Origin of the sequence: Pseudolysinimonas sp. (assembly GCF_039912695.1) — a bacterium.
Classification (GTDB): Bacteria; Actinomycetota; Actinomycetes; order Actinomycetales; family Microbacteriaceae; genus Pseudolysinimonas_A.
In genome coordinates, this window is record NZ_JBDSPJ010000025.1 from 19,319 (window position 1) to 36,414 (window position 17,096).

Consider the following 17,096-nt stretch of genomic DNA (forward strand, 5'->3'; position numbering starts at 1 on the left):
GACACGGTTGGCGGGTACCAAGTACCCGTCGACCCGATGGACGACCTGCAATGCGACGGGTGCCAGTGATGAGCCGGCACGAGTTCATCGACGACGCCGGCTCCACGTGGACGGTCGGCTGGGATGAGCCAATGGTGACCTACTTCGCACAGCGCGAGGTCGAGCTCGGGCACGGCGAACGGGATCTCGTCGACGTCGCCGGCACGAGCCTCGGAGAGGTCACGACCTACGACGGGCTCGTCGAGAAGCTACGTGAGCACGTCGAGCTGCCCGAAGAGATCGCCGCTGCGCTGCGCCGGGAGGCGCCCGACTTCACCGACGCCAAGATCACCAAGGCACGCGCGCACCACGACCAGCTCGGCGCCGCGCTGCGGGACGCCGCCGGGATCCGGCCGAAGGAGATGGAGCGGTGAGCACCCCGACGGCGATCGCCTTCCAGGGCGTCGTGCCGATGCTGCTCACCCCGCAAGAGGTGGGCGAGATCCTCGGCGTCAACCGTGGGGCGCTGAGAGATCTCCGCGACCGAGGCTCGGGGCCGAGGTACTACACGATCGGCGCTGCGATCCGGTACCACCGGAACGACGTCGACGAGTGGCGAGCCGACAGGCGAGACCTCGGACGCTAGCGGCCGTAGCCGCGGCCGGTATCGAGCCCCGGTCGGTACGGCACCGCTCCGAACGGATCGACACCGAGAGGGCCGGCCGGGCTTCGCCCCGGTCGGCTCGGTGTGTCCATCCCCGCGAGCCGGGAAGCCTCCGTCAGCTTCATCGTCGCCGCGGCCTCCGACGAGTCGGAAACGATCGCGCGCAGCGTCGATCGCAACGGCTCGAGGTTGCCGTTCACGCGCGCCTCGTGCGACATCCGCATGTTCAGATCCGCCGACACCACCTGCCAGTGGATGACATGGCCGGCCTGCCCCGCGAGCTCATCCCAGAACGCACGTTGAGCTCTCCCGTTGCCCTCTCTAAAACCGTGGGCCTCATTGAGGTCGTTGAAGTGCACCGCGAGTCGATCGGCGAACGCCTCGTTGCTCAAACCGCGCAGGTAGTTCTCCGACCGCAGGTTGGCGGCCACCCCGTCGACGACGAAGGGGATGTGCGCGACCGGGAGGAAGACAGCCGGCGACAGCGACCCGTCAGGGCGGGCGCGTGAGCCCTTGCTGATGCCGACCGTGCGGAACTCCCCCGCCCACGGGTAGACGTCCTGAAACAGGTGACGGTGGATCCCGCGCAAGTGGTCCGCGTCGAAGGTGCCGCCGACTGGTCGGGCGCGCAACTCGATCAGCCGCACCTCGACGCGGTTGTTCTCAAACGTCGCCAGGTCCGCAAGCGACTCCGCCTGTGGCACCGACAGGTTGCGCAGCACGTCGGTTCCCGGCACGAGGTAGCCGGCCCACCGCTCAGCCTCACTCGCCGCGGTCTCCCACGGCCGATCGTCCACGGCTAGCGGTCGGCCTGCGAAGGGTAACGGGCGGCCGTCCCCTCGAGCAGCTGCTCGAGCGTGATCTCGCCGGCAGCCCAGGAGTCCTGCAGCGCCCGAACATCGTCGGTGCTGCGGCCGCCCTCGAGCTCGCTCGAGTGGCGCGCCTCGTCGACGATGGCCTGCCGGCGCGCGACGTCGGCGCCGGTAACGGTGGTCTGCATCGCGTCGGTCATGGCTGATCGTCCTCCACCACATCGGAGGGGTCCGCCCGGTAGGCGGCAACCTCCGCCATGATCCGGGGGTTTGCGAGCACGTCACGCTCGAGCTTGGAAACGACCTCCGCCGGTTCGAGGGTGATGCGACCGTTCGGGTCGGTGGTGACGAGGTAGTACGCGCCGGGCGCGACGCGACCGGCGAGACTCACTCGCTTCCGCGAGTCGGTCTGAACGAGAGTGGCTGCTGGTGTGGTCATAGTCATGGTCGGGGTTCGCTTTCGCGCAGTTTTTCGGTGTCTTCGTTTGGTCTTGTGATCGTGTTGTTCGGTGTCTTCGTGTTGTTCGTAGCTTCGTTTTTGTCGTTGTAGTTGTTGATCGTTTTGTCGTTGGTGTTGTTGTCGGCCTTGTTGTGGACCTAGACCACCTTATCAATGTTGATATGCGGTTGCAACGGTGGGACAGATGTTTCATTGGTGCAACTGTTTCAAGGTGGTATCATAGGAACTATGAGACTGCTTGTGTTCAGGCGCCCTGCCGCCGAGGCTCGCGCGCATTACCGCGAGCACGACCCCGAACGTTCCGCCGCCCACGAAGAGGCGCTCCAGGGCATCCGCGACGGCTCTGGCCGTGACCGCGCCTTCCGCGCCGACAAGGTGGGCGCGCACCTGACGCACGTCTTCGTGAAGGGCCGCGACGTCTACGACGTCATCGTGTGGGAGGTCGAGGGCGCCGACCGCGCCGTCATCGTCTACCTCGGCCCGGTTTCCTGAGCGGGCTTGCCACGCAACTTCGCGAAGTGGGCTGAGACGTCGCGATCGCGCGGGCTTAGCGGCGGTTCCACCCGCCGAACCGCGTTGGCCCACACCCACGCTTCCCTGCGGCCTCCGTCCGGCGCCGTCCAGCGCACGTGCACCGCCTTGTCGTTCCACTCGAACGCCTCGGCCGCGACGTCGACCACGATCTCCGGGTAGCGCACCCACGCCCTCACCCGAATCCCCCGGCCCTCCCCCGGCGACTTCACCGGGTGCTCGTCGACATCGAGCTCTTCCGGGGTAAGACTCACCGGTACCGGGCGCAGCGCGACTTCCTCTATGCGCTGCCGGCCGAGCTCATCGAACAGATCCCCGTGCCGCTTGCTCTGTCCCATGCCCGCCGAGTTTAGAACAAATGTTCGAACGGGGGCGGGCAACGCCGTCTGCATGCCAGGATTCCTGCATGCTGCACGCCGCAATCCTGAGAACCGCGATCGGGTTTGCCTGTGTCGTTCCACTGGCAATGACTCTCGCCGGCTGTGCGGGGTCGCCGCCTGCAACGACAGAAACGATCACTGGCTCGGTGTCTAAAGAACCGGCCTATGCGACCTACACGACGATCGGGATCGCGATGGAGCGGGAGACCTACGGGCCGTACGAAGAGAACAAGGAGCGCTACTGCGAAGAGGCCGTTACCGGCTTCGGGCTCGGTGGCCTCGACGTCAAGATCACTGACGCCGAGGGCGAGACTGTTGGGCTCGCCCCGTTGACCTTCGACCCCGAGGCCACCGAATACCAGCCTGGGCACCTCACATGCGTGTGGTCGTTCACCGTTGCCGGCTTCGACTCGGACTCGAGGTTCTTCACCGTGGAAATCGACGGGATTCCAGGCACGCAGGACCTCACCCGAGACGAGCTGCTGTCCGGGCCGTCCCTCTCGGTCACTGACACCTCGCAGCGGTAGCTCACGCCGCTAGGCGGGAGAGGTGTCGGCGGCCTGCAGTGGCTCGATGAGAGCCGGGTCGGTGGCGTCGGCGGTGCGCACGTTGTTGACGGCACGGCTCACCGGGTAGGTGACGATCGCCTTCGCGATCGCGCTCGAGGCTCGATCGAGGTTGTGCATCAGGCTGTCGACGTCGCCAGCCTTGGCGGGCTGCAGCCACTCGTCCCGCATGTCCGGCGTCAGGAACAACGGCATCCTGTCGTGGATCTCGCCGGAGGCATCCCGCGCCTCGCGGGTGATGACGGCGTAGGTCACCTGCCATTCGCCAGCGTCGTCCTTTCGGACGGCGTAGATGCCGGCGGCGGAGAGCAGCTCGCCGTCGACGTCGTGGATGAAATGCGGTTGCTTGCCGTCGGGCTGCGCGACCCACTCGTAGTAGCCGCGCATCGGCACGATGCAGCGGCGTTCGGCGAAGGCTCCGCGGAACATGCCGTTGCTCGCGACGGTCTCGAACCGGGCGTTGATCGGGTGCGGTCGTTTGTCGCCGGCTTTCACCCATGCGGGCCAGAATCCCCACTGTGCGAGCTCGATCTCGCGCTCGAGTGTGCCGGCGTCGTCGACGAACTCCCGAACGATCGGCGCCCGCTGCGTCGGGGCGACGTTGTAGTTCGGGATCCAGTCTTGTGCTCGGCCGCCGGCGGCGACGAACTCGACGACGAGCTCGTTCGTGGTGTCATCCATCGCGTAGCGGCCGCACATGCGCTCGACGCTACCTGCGGCCTCCGGCGTGCGGGCACGAGAAAGCCCCCAGCCGAGGAGAGAGAGAAATGGGTGGTGCGGCTGGGGGCTGGTCCTCGAGGCGGGGCTACTCCCCCGCGTTCATGACGCTGGCCATCGCGTCGTAGTGTCGGGCGGCCGCGGTGCGCAGCGTGCCGATGCCGTCGAGCTCACCTGGGGCGACCAGGCCGGCGACGTGACCGAACTTGGTCTCGTCGTAGAACAGATCCAGGATCTCGCTCACCAGCTGCGATCGCGACCAGGCGGCGTTGTAGGGCAGGGCCGCGGCGCCGGTTTCCTCCCCGTCGACGAGTTGCCAGCGCAGTCGGAGGATCGCCGCGAGGTCGTCGTCGAGGAAGGTGCTCATGGCGGTGATCCTCTCCTGAGCTACGGACAGTGAGGGGGCCGATTCCGCAACCGACCCCCTCGCTGCCGGCTAGTTGTCGTCGCGCGGGTTCTTGGTGACGACGGCGGTTGCCCGGGCCAGGTCGACGCCGATCGTGTCGGCGTCGATGACGCGGCCGTACTGAGTGGCCCCGTCCTTCTCCCAGGAGTTGGTGTGTTCCTTGCCGACGACGATGACGGCGCTGCCCTTCTCGAGGGTCGCCGCGGCGTTCTCACCGAGCTCGAAGCGCGCCTCCACGAAGTGCGTGGTCGGGTTGTCGTGCGGGGTGAATTTGCCGCCCCGGTACTCCCCCGTGTTCTCGATGACGCGGAACTTGGTGATGTTGACGCTGCCGGCCTTGACCACCTCGGGGTCTGCCGCGAGGTTGCCGGTGATGGTGCGTGTGGACATGGTGTTTCTCCTGTTCCCTGATCGGTTATTCGGATGCTCGGATGAGCGTGTCAACGATGATCGTGTGACCCCCTGACGGGACCGTGATCGTGCTCGCCAACTGGAACCCCGATCGCCCGTAGGCGCTCAAGGTGTCGTGTCGGGCTTCCAACCGCGGAACGGTCCGCGAGTCGTCGTCCTTCTCGATGCGTGTGGTGACGGTCTCGACCGCCGTCAGGGTGCTCACTGGCACCCCTCGCATTGCAGGTCGTCCATCGGGTCGACGGGCACTTCGTACCCACCTACGGTGTCGACGTTCTCTCGACCGCTCATGTTCTCTCTCACTTCTCCACCAACCATTTCTCCGGCCTTCCCGGTAAGAGAGATCAATGGGGAGTGTGAGTGCTGGAGTGCCCGTGTTCGAGCGGTTGCTAAGCGGAGGCGCAGCCGGAGTCTGCAAATAGCGAGGGCCGGGAACGGAAAGCACGGAACGACCGATGATCGGCTCGCCGGGAAGGTCAAGGAATTCATCGAGGGACAGGACCGCGCAGCGGTCCCATCGGCTCGCGGCAGCGCGCGCTTTCTTCCTCGTCATCTGATCCCCCGATCCGTCTGGTGTGCCGCTACTGCAGCGGACGCCCTGCGGTCAGCCGGCCTCCGTCGCCGGCGTAGGGCTTGCCGCCGTTGTGCGCCTTCTCGCGGCGGACGAGCTCACGCTCGAGCGCGAGCTGCACGAACGCGGAAAACGACTCATCGCCCTCGAGGTGCTGAGTGGCCTTGAAAGCCGCCTTGGCGCGGGCGCGGGTAGGACGTTCGATGTACGTCGTCATCTGCTCCTTCGGGGCCTCCGCAGCGGCCCCAGCAGGCCGCTGAGCAGCCGACGGTGCCTCGGCGCGGGTTCTCGGCCGCGTAGACGCCTTCAGGGCTTTCTGAGGGGCGCTGGCGGGCGCAGACGCCCGATCCGGCTCGGCGGTTACGGCCTCAGGGGCGCTCTGAGGCACGCTAGGAGCCGCCTGAGGCCGCTCCGCGGTCGTCGGGGCCAGCGTCGGTGCGGCGAGAACCGGCGCCGCCGGCGCAGCGGCGCCGCGCATACGGTCGAGCGCGCTGGGGGCCCCGACAGGGGCGAGGCCGCCGATGACGCGGCGGGGTGCCGGGTCGCTCATGCCGGCTGCCCTTGCGTAGCGGCTGCCGTCGCTGTCTCGGCCGCGGTGAGCCGTGCGACGAGTTCCTCGGCGACGGCTTGGAGGTCGTCGGCCACCGACGTCGCGGTGCGAGGCGCGAAGCTTGCTGCCGCGGCCTCGCCGCCGAGCACCTGGTACCACTTGGGGGCCTCGGCAAGCTTCTCGTCGATCTCGTGCACGAGCAGGCCCCGCTCGCGGGAAGCCTGAGCGGTCGCCTCGCTGTGCCGGACGGTGGCGGTGAAGACGTCGCCGGTGGCGTTATCGCCTTCTCCCTCGATCCGCGTGCGCGCCTCGCGCTGCACCACGGTGGCTGAAGTTCCGACTCCGACCAGGACGACACCCAGGAGCCCGATCGTGGGGTTGACCCCGGGGGCACCTGGGCGCAGGCCGCGCACCAGCTCCATGCGGTCGGCGACGGCATTGAAGCCCTTCCGGCTGGACCCGTCGCTCTTGACCGGCACGAGGATCCACCTCGAGGCGCCGGCGGCGGCGGTCTGCAGCGCTTCCTCGCCTGGCGGGCAGTCGATGAGCACTATGTCGTAGTTGCCGGCGATCGGCTCCAGTACGCGCGCGAGCGCGAGCTGGGTGGTCTCCGAACTGGAGCCACGAGTGACGAGGAAGGCGCTGGCCTTCTCCAGTTCCGCGCCACCGACGAACACGTCGAGGTTGGGCCGCACCGCACGCACGGGGTCGACACCGAGTCGGCCCTCGGTTTGTAGGGCGTCTGACAGGGCGCGGCCGCGGTCGTCGCGGTCGTCGCCCGTGTAGCCGAGATCCTCGGCGAGGTTGCCCTGCGGGTCGAGGTCGACCAGCAGTACGTTGTACCCGCTTGAGGCGAGCAGTCCCCCGATGTTCGAAGTTATCGTCGACTTCAACACACCTCCCTTGCCATTCATGACCGCGATCACGCGCCCTAGCGCGTTGCGGTCGATGGTGGTTGCCATGAGGTTCCTCCCCGATCAAATAACAGTAATGCCAGCATAGCGGGTAATACCCACATTGCCAGCGTTGACAGTGTTACATGTGTTGCCCGTGTTGCTGTCATTGCGGGCAATACCAGCAATGACAGCATTACCCGGGGGAAGGGCGGCGCGGAGCAGCGTGATGGCGTCGCCGGCGGCGGCCGGGTCGGTTTCGCGGGGGAGGGGGATGAAGACGAGCTCGTGCCAGAGGTCGACGGCGGCGAACGGGTAGTAGGCCGGCCGCTGAGGGTCGGCCTCGTCGACGGCGACGTGGAACGAGACGCCGGCGATCGCCTCGAGGTCGAGGTCGATCGACTCGAGGTCGGAGAGGTCGGGGATCCCGGCCCGATCGAGGGCGCAGCGTTTGAGGGTCGTGGTTGTCATGCCGGCGACAGTAGGTGCACCGGCGGGTGGCCGAGCGCGGGTCGCGGCGAGGGTGTGTGGAACTTCGCCGGTGGGCGAGTGTGAGGGGGCCGGCTGGCCCCCTCACCGCTCGGTCAGTGAACGAGCACGTCGCGCGCGATTGCGAGCGCGCGTTCTGGGGTCATCCCTGCCGGGTCGATCGTGGGCCGCTTCACGGCCAGGACGGGCCGCATGGTTCGGAACGTGTCGTGCAGCACGTTGAGCTCGGCCTGGGTGACCGGGCCCCCGTAGGGCGGCGCAAAGAACGACTCCGTGATGCGGCGGCGTTCCCGGGCGACGATCCGCTCGATGCTGCGACCTCGCCACTTGCCGCTCCTGATCCCGTTCCAGAACGAGTCGCGCGCGGCCCGGTCCCTTCTGCGTGCCTCGGCGTAGCGGCGATGCAGCTTGATCGCTGGGAGCAGGGCGCGGGTGTCGGCGTCGAGGTAGGGGCGGAATGCGTCGGGGTTCGGGGTCATCCGGCGCTCTTCGATGATCCGCCATTGCGCCTGACGGAGCTTCCTTAGCGCGTCGAACGTTGAGTACTCGGCGCGCCAGTCGCCGGTGAGGGCGACGATCATCGCGAGCTTCTGATCGACCTTCGCGTCGTTGACGAGGCTCTCGACCTTCGTGGGGCTGTAGCCCGCGAGTTTGGCGGTGAATGCCTCCCAGTCGTTCTCGTAGGTGTAGCTGCGGTCTTGCTGGCGGTATGTCGCCATGTTGTTTCCTCTCCCTCGTTCTCCTGGCCCTTCCGGCAAGAGAGATCGATTGAGAGCGGAGGGCGCGAAGTGCCCGACGGTGGCGGTACCGGACTGAGCGCAGCGAGGGAGGATAAGGAGCCGGCGTCGGGCACGGGAGCGCGTGCAGCGAACTACGATCGGCCGCCGGAAGGGTCAGAGGTCGTGATTCGGCAGGGCGCCGCCGTCAGGCGGCTCGGATCGCGGTTGGTGGGGGAGCGCGGGGGGTTGCCGCCCCTCGCCGGCCGCCAAGGCGGCCTGAGCGCCCCAGCCTGTGTGCCGGGGCACCGCCAGTTCGTCAGGTGGTGATGAGGCTTAGGTCGAGGTCGCCGAGGATCCGCTCGGCGAGGCCGGCGGGGGAGTACAGGTCGCTGTAGACCTTCCCGCCGATCGCGACATCGTGCGGTACGTCGCCGCGGTGCAGCGGCGCGCCTTCGGGCGTGCACGTCTGGATGTCTCCGTGGCCGGCGTCGGCGATGATCTGCTGCGCGAAGAGCCGGGCGGCGGGGGAGTACTCGCGGTGGCTGTTGATGCCGTCGCAGGAGAAGTGGATGACTTCGGGTAGCTCGTTGCCGGGGAGGACGGCGAGCACGGGTTCGATCTCGTCGTAGCTGTCGGTCATGCCGTTGAAGTCGCGGCCCTGGTATTCGCCAGTGAAGGCGCGAACCTCGCGCCAGGTGGGGCCGTCGATGTAGCGGACGTCGATCCACGCGGATGCGGTACCGGTGGCCATGCGGACGCTGAACTTCACGCCCGGCCATGCTTTCGCCAGATCGCGGCGCAACATGGCGGCGGTCTCCTTGGTGCTGATGTATCGGGTCATGTTCTTCTCCCTCGTCGATTTCCCGGGCCTTTCCGGCAGAGATATCCGCTTGTGAGCGAAGCGGCGTGAGTGCCCGGGAGTGAGTGGTTGCTAAGCGGAGGCGCAGCCGGAGTCTGCAAATAGCGGCGACTGGGCACGGTAAGCAGCGCAGGGAACTACGGTCGGATGCCGGACAGGCCAGGGGCCAAAGGGGGAGCGGTGCCGGCCTCTGTCGTCGGAGCCGCTCGAGGTGGGTGAGGGCCGCCGCGGGCGGCTCCGTTGCGGTGGTGCCTTGCGGCTCCCGACGATGTTGTGCCGGGAGCCGCAAGGTGTGGCTCAGTCCTCGACGTCCTCGCCTTCGTCGTCACTTTCGGGCTCGGCGTCGAACTCGTCGCCCGGGGTGACCTTGGCTGCGGTGACGATCTGCTCGACCTCGGAGAGGGCGTAGCCCCATGCCTCGATCTGGGCGAGGTAGCGGCCCGCCGTGCTCGACGGGTTGCGCCAGGTGTGGCGACCGATCGCGGCCTCCATTCCCGCGAGGACGATCGCCAGGGCGACGTGACCGGCCTTCCCGTGCTGCTCGGCGTACCCATCGACGGGGCTGGGCTGCCATTCGCTCGACTGCGGTTCGAGTCCGAGAAGGGTGGCCGCGAGCCGGTTTCCGCCGCTGAGGGCGCTGGCGACGTCGCGGCGGTGCTGGGTGAGGCCGACGGTGAGGAACGCGGGTGCGTCCTTCGGGAGGGTCTTGCGGCTGAGGAAGGTTGCGAGCCATTCGCGGCGTACGGCCTCGGCTGAGTCCCACGCCTTGTTGTTCGCGATCAGCTCTCGCCGTTCGGCCTTCTGTTCGTCGGTCATCCCGCCGACCTGTCCGCCGTTGCTGAGCCCTTCGAACTGCAGCTGCTGGAACACGGCTGCGCGTTCGGCCTGGGTCAGGTCGGCGCGGTGCTCGTTTTCTGCGAACTGTTCCAGGAGCCGGGTGGTGGTCGCGTCGTCCCCGGCCACGATGTAGGCCGGGATGGTGTCGCTTCCTGCTTCACGGGCCGCGAGCACTCGCCGCTGGCCCATCCGCACGGTGACGTTCCCGTTCTCGTCGCGTCGGCACACGACGGGTTCCAGCACGCCGAACTGGCGGATGCTGGCGACGAGGGCAGGGTCGGGCTTGCTGACCGTGCGGATGTTGGTTTCAACCTCGATGGTGTTCGGGTCGATGTGCTCGACGGTGCCGAGCGTGGTGGTGTCAGTCATGGTTCTCTCTCTCCTTGATCGACTGTTTGATTGCCCTTCCGGACACAGAGATCGTTTGGGAGCGGAGGGCGTGCAGTGACCGGTCGTGGAATACCGGACTGAGCGCAGCGAGGGAGGATATGCCGCGAAAGCCGGGCACGGAGCGCATGGAGCGAACTACGGTCGTCGAGTCCGGAAGGGCAACCCGACAGGGTTTGTTGTTCACTGGCCCGCGTGCGGGCTCGTCGTCAGGCCGCGACTGCGGCCGTTGTCGTCGGTCTGAGGATCCCGGCGCCGACGAGAGTGCGTGCGGCGACGTGGTCGGCGCGGTGGTTGCTTGAGCGCGGGTAGGCCGGGTAGTCGGGCCGATCGTTCTGGGGGAAGAGGGCAACGCCGGTCGGCGCGCGTCGACGACGTCGACGCTTGTTGCGGCTGCGCATCCAGTTGACCTCGGCCTGCCACCACGCCCAGGTGCCGCGCTCGACGTCGTAGCGGGTGGCTCGCTGCTCGAGGTAGCCGGCGACGTCGAGCAAGTCGGCTACCTGGTCTCGGGCGTCGACGTCGGGTCGTGTCCATCCGCTCGACGTTCGATCACTCAGGCGGTACCAGGTAAGCCGGCGAAGCGATCGGCGGACCTGGTCGACAGAGATACCGCTGGCGGCGCTCAGTTCAGCGCGGGAGTGGGGAACCTCAGCTGAGAGCGCTGCGTAGACCCGTCCCGCGGTGCGTCCTAGCGAGTGGGGCGCGGCGAACGTGTCGTGGTTGAGCGCGTGTAGAGCTTGCGTGAGCTCGTTCAGCCACCAGGTGCGGGCGTCGCCGCCGCCGGAGGGGGCCGGGCGCATGGCTGCTTGTGACCACTTAGCGTCATCTGATGCTGTGGAGAACCGAGTGGACAGGCGGTAGGTGGCTCCGTGGGCTCCCTCGGCCGGGTCTACGCGCACGAGCCAGGCGCCTTCGACGTCCTGGGGGGTCTCTGCGGTGCTGAGCGCGATCAGGGCGAGCCGGCAGGCCTCTCGGCCGTAGCCGGTGTCGCGCGCGAGGCGGCGCACGTCGACCTCGACGACGTGGCGTGCTGCCTGGACGAGGTAGAGGCAGACGGCGCGGAGTACGGCGCGGTGGCTGTAGCGGCCGCGTGCGGCTCGTGCTGGCCGGGAGAGGCCGTCGAGGCCCCACCGGCCGGGCATGGTGTCCGCGCGGTGCTCGACGGCGCGGACGGCCCGTGTGACGGCGATCGCGCGCTCTTGGAAGTCTTGGTCTTGCGAGTCGCCGGCGGTGGGGCTGGCGGCGACGTAGTAGACGGCGCGTTGCCAGTCGGCCGCGAGGCGACGTCGGGCGACGTGCCGTGGCACGGCGATGCGGCCTCCGACGCCGGGGCGGCTGCGGGCGTGTTCGAGCGCGGGGGAGTGTTCCAGCAGAGCGGCGATGTCGGCGTAGCGCCACCTGGCGCGTGCGAGGCCGGCGAGCACTGCGGCCTGGGTGGTTGATGTGTCGGCCGCGGGGGCGTCGGTGAGCATCGCGCGGATCCGCGCGCTCGGCTCCCGACGTCGGCCGACGAGGTGAGGGTGTCCGTCGCTGTCGTGTTCCATTCCGCGGATGATGCTTACCGGGGCGGTGGGGATCTCGGCGCCGACGTCGACCAGGAACTCGCGCAGCAGGGCGAGTTGGTCGACGGTGGTGTTGCCACGTTGCAGCGTGGCGATCGCGCCGCTGGCGATCGTCGACGCTCCACCGTGGCGGTGTGGGGAGCCGGGTGGGCGCACGCATCCGGTCTCGGCGTTGCGAAGCGGGCTCTTATCGAGCGAGGGGAGCAGGCTGCCGGCGAGATCCGCGAGCTCGCGGATCAGAGCCGGGTGGGTCGCCTCGGTGAGGGCGATCCAAACGTGCCGGCCGCCGGCGGGGCCGGACACGGCGACCAGGTGCGCGATGTTGAGCTCGTCGAGCCACAGGCTGAGCCTGCCGGCGTCGTGGGCGGCGTTGCCCTTGCCTGCGTCGAGGTCGAAGCAGATGAAGAGATATCCGCGGCGGTCCGCGAGGTACATCGCCCACGGCCCCTGAGGCCGCTCGCCGGCGACCCTCGCCTCGGAGGCGTAGTCGTTTGTGTAGGGCCCACCGTGGTACTCGAGCACAGCGGTGCGCACGCGATCCCGCGGGCTGAGCTCGCGGGTGAGCGCCCAGGCGTCGTCGACGTCAGACGACACGCCTGCAGCAAATAGTACCGAAGCGCTCTGTCGCGCGACGTATGCATGCGTTACGATCGAGTCACCTCCTGGAGTCACTTCCGGGTAGGGGAAACCCTCCGGATCTCCGGCTGGTTTTTGATTGCTCGAACCTCTAGTCGCCAAACTTGAGAAGGTTCGGGCCGAGACTTTGAGAAGGCCGCCCACGGGCGGCCTTCGTCTGTTAAGCGGCTGTCGTGGTGACCTCCAGGCCATCAAGGGTCGGGGAGAGCACTGGCAGGCTGCCGTGCTCGGCTTCGACTGCGGCAACGAGCCGCTCGAGGTAAAGGGAGAGCGACAGCTGCCCCGACGCCTGGCGTGCGGCGTCGAGCTTGGCGTCCGTCTCGGGGAGAAGGCGAACCTCGGCCCGGACGACGGGGAGGCCGCGCGCGCGGCGGTTGCGCTTGATCCCTGCGTTGCTGGTGCGCATGCGGGAATCCTTGAGCATTAACGCCGGAGCTAACGGCAGGCACGCGGTGTGTTGCGGGATCATTCTGGGCGCGGCTCGTTCGACGTGCTTGCCAAGGTGGCGCGTAGCTCGGACTTGTAGACGATCCAGCGGTTCGAGACGAGGTACCCGGGGATCGTCCGGTTGTGTAGCCATCGGAGGATCGTCAGTTTCCCCTTGCCGAATATCTCCATGAGGTCGGCGACGCCGAGGTTATCGTCGAACGCACGGAGTGGGTCGACGTCCTCAGGTGGGGGGATGGGGTCGTTGCGCATGCTGCCGAGCCAGGCGCGAAATTCGTCCTTGAAAAGAATCCAGGACCCACCGATGAAGTAGCCGGGGATCTCGCCGGTGTTGAGTCGGCGGGAAACTGTGCCCTTGCTGAGCCGCACAACGTCGGCGACCGCGGAGACGGGTAGGGGATCAGGGAGCCTCGCCCAGTAGTCGTCGTCCATCAGCGGGGGCGGCGACGTCCCGTCGAGCCCCTGAACTGACGAGAGTCCGGTCGGGTCGTCGATGACGACGTTCGCGGCGGGTAGTACATGCCCGTCATTATCCAGCGCGGCGCTGCCGAGACCCGGGAGGTTGTGCATCACCGCGCCGCTTCCGGCTGCAATGCGGCGACGGCGATGGCGACATCTATGTTCGTGCCGAGGTGGAGCATGTCCCCATCGAACAGTTCGACGGGGGTGTCGATGTCGAGCAGATGGCGCTGCGCATCCCCACGGGTGACGGCGGTGCCGTTGGTCGATCCTCGGTCGATCACCACCAGGTGGCCGGCTCGCCACGCGATCGCGCAGTGAATGCGTGAGACCTTCCGCTCGGGGTCTTCGATCGAGACCAACTGTGCACCCGGCCAGTCGGTGTCCGCGTGCGAGGGCTTCCGCCCGATGATTGCCGGCGCGCCGACACGGATGATGTTCCCAGTGGAGAACGTGAGCGTGGCGGTTGGTCGGTGGATTAGGACGGTTGGGTCGTCGATGTCGGAAGGTGCCGGCGGAGGCACGAGCGGCGCAGCGGCGGGGGCAGGTGCGACCGGCGCCGGTGGCGCGGCGGGCGCTGAGGCGGGAGGAGCGAGCCGGGGGCGAGCCGGAGGCGTGACCGGGGGGGCTCCCACGCCGAGCCCGGTCGCGCGAGCGGGCTCGGGTATCTGCGGCCGCGTGTTCGGTTCGGCCTTGGCCCGTGCGGGCTCGGGGTCGAGGATCTCGACCGTGCCGCCGGGGTGGACGCCGATCTTGTAGGAGCCGTCGGGCTCCGTCGAGTGCACGCGGACGCCGCGGCCGAGGCCCTTGGCGACGTCGACTGCGTAGGCCAGGACCGCGAGGCGAGTCGCCTCGGGGTCGCCTGCGGGGAAGTCGACGTGCCGGCCGGTCACGTTCACGTGCGCGCTCCCATCAGGGCTCACGGTGACGTAGACGATCGGGAAGCCCGGAAGCGCACTCATCAGTAGGTCCTCCTGCAGGTGTCGGGCGGGCACAGCTCGACGCCGAAGAGGCGGTAGAACTCTTCCGGGTCGACGAAACCGGCAGGTCCGCCCATCGACTCGGCGCGGACGAGTTCAGCGACCGCCTGGTTGGTCGTGCCGATGACGTTCATTCGTAGGTCGAGGTGGCATCCGGTGGATGGCCCCTCACTTCCCACCAGGCCGACTTGATCGCCAGCCCCGACCTGGTCTCCTATGGCGACGCTGATATCGCTGAGCTTCATGTGGAGGTACGACACGGTGTAGCCCTCCGGGCTCTTGATCGAGAGCGTGTAGCCGGCCTTCACCGTGACGGTGCCGGCGGTGATCGCGTAGACGGGGGCACCGCAGGCCCCGGGCCAGTTCTGCAAGTCGACGGCGGCATGGAAAGGGTTGACGTTTAGCCCTTCGACCGCGCCGCGGTAGCCGAACTTCGACGTCATCTGGAATCCCGCCTCGAGCGGGAAAACGAGGTTGCCGCCCTGGCAGACAACTTCCCCGCCTCCGGCGAGGGTTCCCACGATCAGCGCGGCCGCGGCGTAGTCATCCTCGAAGCGGTAAGGGTCGGAGCCCCCTTGGACGCGGGACACGGCGACGCTGGGCGGCAGGCTCGACCAGCTTTGGACGGTCTGCAGCTGCAGGTAGAAGTTGGTGGCGCTGCGGGTCGGGTCCATGCGATCCGAGAGCGAGCCCCACTCGGGATCGTCGGGCTGCTGGAACAGCCCACGTCGGTCAGGGTCCGCGTCGGTTCCGTGGTCGAGCACCTGCAGGTCCGATTCGGTGATCGCGGCGAGGACGCCGAGGATCTGTGCGCCGCGATCCAGTCGCAGATCGGTGGCGGCGTTCATGATGTGGGCGGCGTTCTCTAGCTGCACGCCGTTGTAGCCGGCGATCGCCGTTTCGGTGATCTTCTGCGGGTCCACTGTGCGACCGGGCGCGCAGGCGCCCGCATCTTGAGCGGGTCCGAAGATCAGCAGGATCATCGCGATGAGCCCGCCGACGACGAGTAGCGGCAGCGCCATTATGGCGATGGCCGCGATCCCTCCCTTGCCTTCCACGGTCAGCCCAGCGCCGGCCGGATTCGGTCGGCCAACCACGGTGCCGTGGGGTCGCCGCGGATAAGCGTGACGTTGTACGCGCCGGCGTCAGTTGGCACCTCAACGATCAGGCTCACCTCGGTGCTCCCCTCGAGGATGCGCCCCGGGCCCGTCACCTGGTGCACGGGAATCTCGGCCGGGTCGGTGCCTTCGTAGGCGATCGCAGCGGCCTGGCTCAGGAGGGGGAGCATCTGTTTCCACCACTCGGCGGCCGACAGATCGGGTTGCGCGAACGTGGTGAGAGCAGTGGATGCCGCCTGAAGAGCAGCGACGCCACTTTCCGTCGATGCCTCGGCCGGGATCTCTACCTCGCCGTCGTCGACGGGGTTCGTGGGTCCCGTCGACGGGAGAGCGTGTTCGGTCTGGGTCGGCGTGGCGGCCGGCGCAGCGCCGATGCAGGCGGTGAGCGTCGCCGCGGCGGCGATTGCCACCGCGAGAGCGGTGAGTGTTCTTCGCATCTTCGACTCCCTGACGGTCGTAAGTCGTAGCCTTCCCCCGGTAGTTTCCACTACGCAGGGGCAATAAATGATGTTGCACGGTATTATTCATCACACAGCCGATGAAGTGCATTCCACACTTCGCTGAGGGTAGACAACTCAGTCGGCTGATGTGAGGGAAACTAGCGCTAGAGATCGGGGGATCCGGATGGAACAGCAGAATCCATGGCTCAGGGCAGCCGAGGCGTTGTCGCCTGCTGCCCCTGCGCCCGCTGTACCGGTCGCTTTGCCGACACCGCCGATCGTCGCCGGCCCTCAGCACGGTGTGCCGGTGCCCGACCGCGCCGATCGCCTGCCGCAGCGCACGACGCCCTACGCCGCGTCGGTGTGGTGGCTCGGCGTCGCCGGTGGTTCCGGCGAGAGCACGATGGCTGCCCTCGCTCAGGGTTCCCGGCCCGCGGAACACGCGTGGCCAGCACCTGAGACGCCCGGCACCCTCAACCGAGTCGTCCTCGTTGCGCGGACAAACTTTGCCGGGCTCACCGCGGCGCAGCGCGCCGCGACAGAGTGGGCCTCCGGCGTTCTCGGCGCCGGCATCCAGCTTGAGGGTCTCGCCCTCATCCCGGACATGCCGGGTCGGTTGCCGAAGGAACTGCGCGACCTGGCACAGGTCGTCAGCGGGGGAGTGCCGCGCACGTGGTCGCTGCCCTGGGTCGACAGCTGGCGATTCGCGCCCGTGAATCACGTCGACCAACATCGCGGATTCGCCGCGATGTTCAAGGATCTGCACCTCACCTCCGCAACTCACTAACGAAAGGCTCCGCTATGTCGCTCCTCGTCACCGCTCTCGACGTTCTCACGAACGTCCCGACGGGCATCCCCGACCCGGAACCCGTCGCTCCTCCTGGCGCCGAGGGACCAGTCGCCGTCCTTCTCAGCTGGGCCAAGTGGCTGGGCCTGATCGCGGCGGTGGTCGGCATCATCATCATCGCGATCAAAATCGCGATCAACGTTCGACGCGGTGAGGCCGCCGGCGAGCTCGGCGGTCTCCTCTACATCGCCATCGCGTGCATCCTCGTCGGCTCGGCGGTTTCGCTCGTCGGGTTCATCTCCGGCGCCTGACATCGAGTAGAAGGAGCCGATCATGTCGGACAACGCAGAACGCCCCAGCCCGTTCACACGGCCCGGTTTCATCGCCGCAGCGATCGTGATCGTCATCATTCTTGTGGCGGGTGGCATCGCCG

The 17,096-nt window shown here is 67.8% G+C and carries 26 protein-coding genes; 6 read left to right on the forward strand and 20 right to left on the reverse strand.

Annotated elements, in window-relative coordinates:
* Positions 1-68: 68 nt before the first annotated feature.
* Complete coding sequence (locus ABIR17_RS12980; RefSeq protein WP_348004826.1) at positions 69-413, forward strand: hypothetical protein; 345 nt, start codon at positions 69-71, stop codon at positions 411-413.
* Positions 410-625: a helix-turn-helix domain-containing protein gene (locus ABIR17_RS12985; protein WP_348004827.1), complete on the forward strand. Its 216-nt coding sequence runs from the start codon at positions 410-412 to the stop codon at positions 623-625. Before ABIR17_RS12980 ends, ABIR17_RS12985 begins: the two co-directional genes overlap by 4 nt.
* Here the strand turns inward: ABIR17_RS12985 and ABIR17_RS12990 are convergent.
* From ABIR17_RS12990 to ABIR17_RS13000, 3 genes are read right to left on the reverse strand one after another with little or no spacing between them, the layout of a single operon-like run.
* Positions 622-1,440 carry a Fic family protein gene (locus ABIR17_RS12990; RefSeq protein WP_348004828.1) on the reverse strand — a complete coding sequence of 273 codons (819 nt, stop codon included), beginning with the start codon at positions 1,438-1,440 and terminating at the stop codon, positions 622-624. The two genes, ABIR17_RS12985 and ABIR17_RS12990, sit on opposite strands and share 4 nt — an antisense overlap.
* A gap of 2 nt (positions 1,441-1,442) precedes the next feature.
* Positions 1,443-1,655 (reverse strand): antitoxin VbhA family protein, encoded by a 213-nt coding sequence (locus ABIR17_RS12995; RefSeq protein WP_348004829.1) that lies wholly within the window; start codon positions 1,653-1,655, stop codon positions 1,443-1,445.
* On the reverse strand, positions 1,652-1,900 hold the full coding sequence (locus ABIR17_RS13000) for a hypothetical protein (protein WP_348004830.1): 249 nt from the start codon (positions 1,898-1,900) through the stop codon (positions 1,652-1,654). Before ABIR17_RS13000 ends, ABIR17_RS12995 begins: the two co-directional genes overlap by 4 nt.
* A gap of 243 nt (positions 1,901-2,143) precedes the next feature.
* Between ABIR17_RS13000 and ABIR17_RS13005 the strand changes: the two genes are divergently transcribed.
* Positions 2,144-2,407 (forward strand): hypothetical protein, encoded by a 264-nt coding sequence (locus tag ABIR17_RS13005; RefSeq protein ID WP_348004831.1) that lies wholly within the window; start codon positions 2,144-2,146, stop codon positions 2,405-2,407.
* On the opposite strand, the gene ABIR17_RS13010 is transcribed toward ABIR17_RS13005, so the two are convergent.
* The gene (locus ABIR17_RS13010; protein ID WP_348004832.1) at positions 2,386-2,784 is read right to left on the reverse strand and encodes a hypothetical protein; all 399 of its coding nucleotides are present in this window, start codon (positions 2,782-2,784) and stop codon (positions 2,386-2,388) included. The two genes, ABIR17_RS13005 and ABIR17_RS13010, sit on opposite strands and share 22 nt — an antisense overlap.
* 188 nt (positions 2,785-2,972) lie before the next feature.
* Here ABIR17_RS13010 and ABIR17_RS13015 point away from each other — a divergent pair, with 188 nt between their 5' ends.
* Positions 2,973-3,353: a hypothetical protein gene (locus ABIR17_RS13015; RefSeq protein ID WP_348004833.1), complete on the forward strand. Its 381-nt coding sequence runs from the start codon at positions 2,973-2,975 to the stop codon at positions 3,351-3,353.
* A gap of 9 nt (positions 3,354-3,362) precedes the next feature.
* On the opposite strand, the gene ABIR17_RS13020 is transcribed toward ABIR17_RS13015, so the two are convergent.
* The 16 genes from ABIR17_RS13020 to ABIR17_RS13095 form a co-directional block, all read right to left on the reverse strand.
* Positions 3,363-4,091, reverse strand: coding sequence for an SOS response-associated peptidase (locus ABIR17_RS13020; RefSeq protein ID WP_348004834.1), 729 nt, complete (start codon positions 4,089-4,091; stop codon positions 3,363-3,365).
* Positions 4,092-4,197: 106 nt separating this feature from the next.
* Positions 4,198-4,476 carry a hypothetical protein gene (locus ABIR17_RS13025; RefSeq protein WP_348004835.1) on the reverse strand — a complete coding sequence of 93 codons (279 nt, stop codon included), beginning with the start codon at positions 4,474-4,476 and terminating at the stop codon, positions 4,198-4,200.
* A gap of 69 nt (positions 4,477-4,545) precedes the next feature.
* Complete coding sequence (locus tag ABIR17_RS13030; RefSeq protein WP_348004836.1) at positions 4,546-4,905, reverse strand: single-stranded DNA-binding protein; 360 nt, start codon at positions 4,903-4,905, stop codon at positions 4,546-4,548.
* Positions 4,906-4,930: 25 nt separating this feature from the next.
* On the reverse strand, positions 4,931-5,137 hold the full coding sequence (locus ABIR17_RS13035) for a hypothetical protein (protein ID WP_348004837.1): 207 nt from the start codon (positions 5,135-5,137) through the stop codon (positions 4,931-4,933).
* A 370-nt stretch (positions 5,138-5,507) separates the two neighbouring features.
* Complete coding sequence (locus tag ABIR17_RS13040; protein WP_348004838.1) at positions 5,508-6,047, reverse strand: hypothetical protein; 540 nt, start codon at positions 6,045-6,047, stop codon at positions 5,508-5,510.
* Positions 6,044-7,009 (reverse strand): ParA family protein, encoded by a 966-nt coding sequence (locus ABIR17_RS13045; RefSeq protein ID WP_348004839.1) that lies wholly within the window; start codon positions 7,007-7,009, stop codon positions 6,044-6,046. Before ABIR17_RS13045 ends, ABIR17_RS13040 begins: the two co-directional genes overlap by 4 nt.
* Positions 7,010-7,024: 15 nt before the next feature.
* Positions 7,025-7,411, reverse strand: a complete 387-nt coding sequence (locus ABIR17_RS13050) for a hypothetical protein (protein ID WP_348004840.1) — start codon at positions 7,409-7,411, stop codon at positions 7,025-7,027.
* Positions 7,412-7,524: 113 nt separating this feature from the next.
* On the reverse strand, positions 7,525-8,148 hold the full coding sequence (locus ABIR17_RS13055) for a hypothetical protein (protein WP_348004841.1): 624 nt from the start codon (positions 8,146-8,148) through the stop codon (positions 7,525-7,527).
* Between the two features lie 316 nt (positions 8,149-8,464).
* Positions 8,465-8,989, reverse strand: coding sequence for an LPD29 domain-containing protein (locus ABIR17_RS13060; RefSeq protein WP_348004842.1), 525 nt, complete (start codon positions 8,987-8,989; stop codon positions 8,465-8,467).
* Positions 8,990-9,304: 315 nt separating this feature from the next.
* Entirely contained in the window at positions 9,305-10,213 is a 909-nt protein-coding gene (locus tag ABIR17_RS13065; protein ID WP_348004843.1) for a ParB/RepB/Spo0J family partition protein, read from the reverse strand.
* Positions 10,214-10,440: 227 nt separating this feature from the next.
* Complete coding sequence (locus ABIR17_RS13070) at positions 10,441-12,390, reverse strand: hypothetical protein (RefSeq protein WP_348004844.1); 1,950 nt, start codon at positions 12,388-12,390, stop codon at positions 10,441-10,443.
* 202 nt (positions 12,391-12,592) lie between these two features.
* Positions 12,593-12,838 carry a hypothetical protein gene (locus ABIR17_RS13075; protein ID WP_348004845.1) on the reverse strand — a complete coding sequence of 82 codons (246 nt, stop codon included), beginning with the start codon at positions 12,836-12,838 and terminating at the stop codon, positions 12,593-12,595.
* Positions 12,839-12,897: 59 nt separating this feature from the next.
* Positions 12,898-13,449, reverse strand: coding sequence for a helix-turn-helix domain-containing protein (locus ABIR17_RS13080; protein ID WP_348004851.1), 552 nt, complete (start codon positions 13,447-13,449; stop codon positions 12,898-12,900).
* Entirely contained in the window at positions 13,449-14,300 is an 852-nt protein-coding gene (locus ABIR17_RS13085; RefSeq protein WP_348004846.1) for an FHA domain-containing protein, read from the reverse strand. The genes ABIR17_RS13080 and ABIR17_RS13085 overlap by 1 nt, the downstream gene beginning before the upstream one ends.
* Positions 14,300-15,376 (reverse strand): M23 family metallopeptidase, encoded by a 1,077-nt coding sequence (locus ABIR17_RS13090; protein WP_348004847.1) that lies wholly within the window; start codon positions 15,374-15,376, stop codon positions 14,300-14,302. Before ABIR17_RS13090 ends, ABIR17_RS13085 begins: the two co-directional genes overlap by 1 nt.
* A gap of 2 nt (positions 15,377-15,378) precedes the next feature.
* Positions 15,379-15,873 (reverse strand): hypothetical protein, encoded by a 495-nt coding sequence (locus ABIR17_RS13095; RefSeq protein ID WP_348004848.1) that lies wholly within the window; start codon positions 15,871-15,873, stop codon positions 15,379-15,381.
* Between the two features lie 310 nt (positions 15,874-16,183).
* Here ABIR17_RS13095 and ABIR17_RS13100 point away from each other — a divergent pair, with 310 nt between their 5' ends.
* Positions 16,184-16,663, forward strand: coding sequence for a DUF6668 family protein (locus ABIR17_RS13100; protein WP_348004849.1), 480 nt, complete (start codon positions 16,184-16,186; stop codon positions 16,661-16,663).
* Positions 16,664-16,677: 14 nt separating this feature from the next.
* A complete protein-coding gene (locus ABIR17_RS13105; protein WP_348004850.1) occupies positions 16,678-16,974 on the forward strand; it encodes a hypothetical protein in 297 nt (98 codons plus the stop codon).
* Positions 16,975-17,096 lie beyond the last annotated feature (122 nt).

Excerpts from the sequence above, each read along its gene's own strand:
- ABIR17_RS13040 (WP_348004838.1), bottom strand. The coding sequence starts at position 6,047 with ATGAGCGACCCGGCACCCCGCCGCGTCATCGGCGGCCTCGCCCCTGTC.
- ABIR17_RS13095 (WP_348004848.1), bottom strand. The coding sequence starts at position 15,873 with ATGCGAAGAACACTCACCGCTCTCGCGGTGGCAATCGCCGCCGCGGCG.
- ABIR17_RS13055 (WP_348004841.1), bottom strand. The coding sequence starts at position 8,148 with ATGGCGACATACCGCCAGCAAGACCGCAGCTACACCTACGAGAACGAC.
- ABIR17_RS12980 (WP_348004826.1), top strand. The coding sequence starts at position 69 with ATGAGCCGGCACGAGTTCATCGACGACGCCGGCTCCACGTGGACGGTC.
- ABIR17_RS13085 (WP_348004846.1), bottom strand. The coding sequence starts at position 14,300 with ATGAGTGCGCTTCCGGGCTTCCCGATCGTCTACGTCACCGTGAGCCCT.
- ABIR17_RS13030 (WP_348004836.1), bottom strand. The coding sequence starts at position 4,905 with ATGTCCACACGCACCATCACCGGCAACCTCGCGGCAGACCCCGAGGTG.
- ABIR17_RS13075 (WP_348004845.1), bottom strand. The coding sequence starts at position 12,838 with ATGCGCACCAGCAACGCAGGGATCAAGCGCAACCGCCGCGCGCGCGGC.
- ABIR17_RS13105 (WP_348004850.1), top strand. The coding sequence starts at position 16,678 with ATGTCGCTCCTCGTCACCGCTCTCGACGTTCTCACGAACGTCCCGACG.
- ABIR17_RS12995 (WP_348004829.1), bottom strand. The coding sequence starts at position 1,655 with ATGACCGACGCGATGCAGACCACCGTTACCGGCGCCGACGTCGCGCGC.
- ABIR17_RS13065 (WP_348004843.1), bottom strand. The coding sequence starts at position 10,213 with ATGACTGACACCACCACGCTCGGCACCGTCGAGCACATCGACCCGAAC.
- ABIR17_RS13080 (WP_348004851.1), bottom strand. The coding sequence starts at position 13,449 with ATGCACAACCTCCCGGGTCTCGGCAGCGCCGCGCTGGATAATGACGGG.
- ABIR17_RS13045 (WP_348004839.1), bottom strand. The coding sequence starts at position 7,009 with ATGGCAACCACCATCGACCGCAACGCGCTAGGGCGCGTGATCGCGGTC.
- ABIR17_RS13020 (WP_348004834.1), bottom strand. The coding sequence starts at position 4,091 with ATGTGCGGCCGCTACGCGATGGATGACACCACGAACGAGCTCGTCGTC.
- ABIR17_RS13010 (WP_348004832.1), bottom strand. The coding sequence starts at position 2,784 with ATGGGACAGAGCAAGCGGCACGGGGATCTGTTCGATGAGCTCGGCCGG.
- ABIR17_RS13005 (WP_348004831.1), top strand. The coding sequence starts at position 2,144 with ATGAGACTGCTTGTGTTCAGGCGCCCTGCCGCCGAGGCTCGCGCGCAT.
- ABIR17_RS13050 (WP_348004840.1), bottom strand. The coding sequence starts at position 7,411 with ATGACAACCACGACCCTCAAACGCTGCGCCCTCGATCGGGCCGGGATC.
- ABIR17_RS13025 (WP_348004835.1), bottom strand. The coding sequence starts at position 4,476 with ATGAGCACCTTCCTCGACGACGACCTCGCGGCGATCCTCCGACTGCGC.
- ABIR17_RS13060 (WP_348004842.1), bottom strand. The coding sequence starts at position 8,989 with ATGACCCGATACATCAGCACCAAGGAGACCGCCGCCATGTTGCGCCGC.
- ABIR17_RS13000 (WP_348004830.1), bottom strand. The coding sequence starts at position 1,900 with ATGACTATGACCACACCAGCAGCCACTCTCGTTCAGACCGACTCGCGG.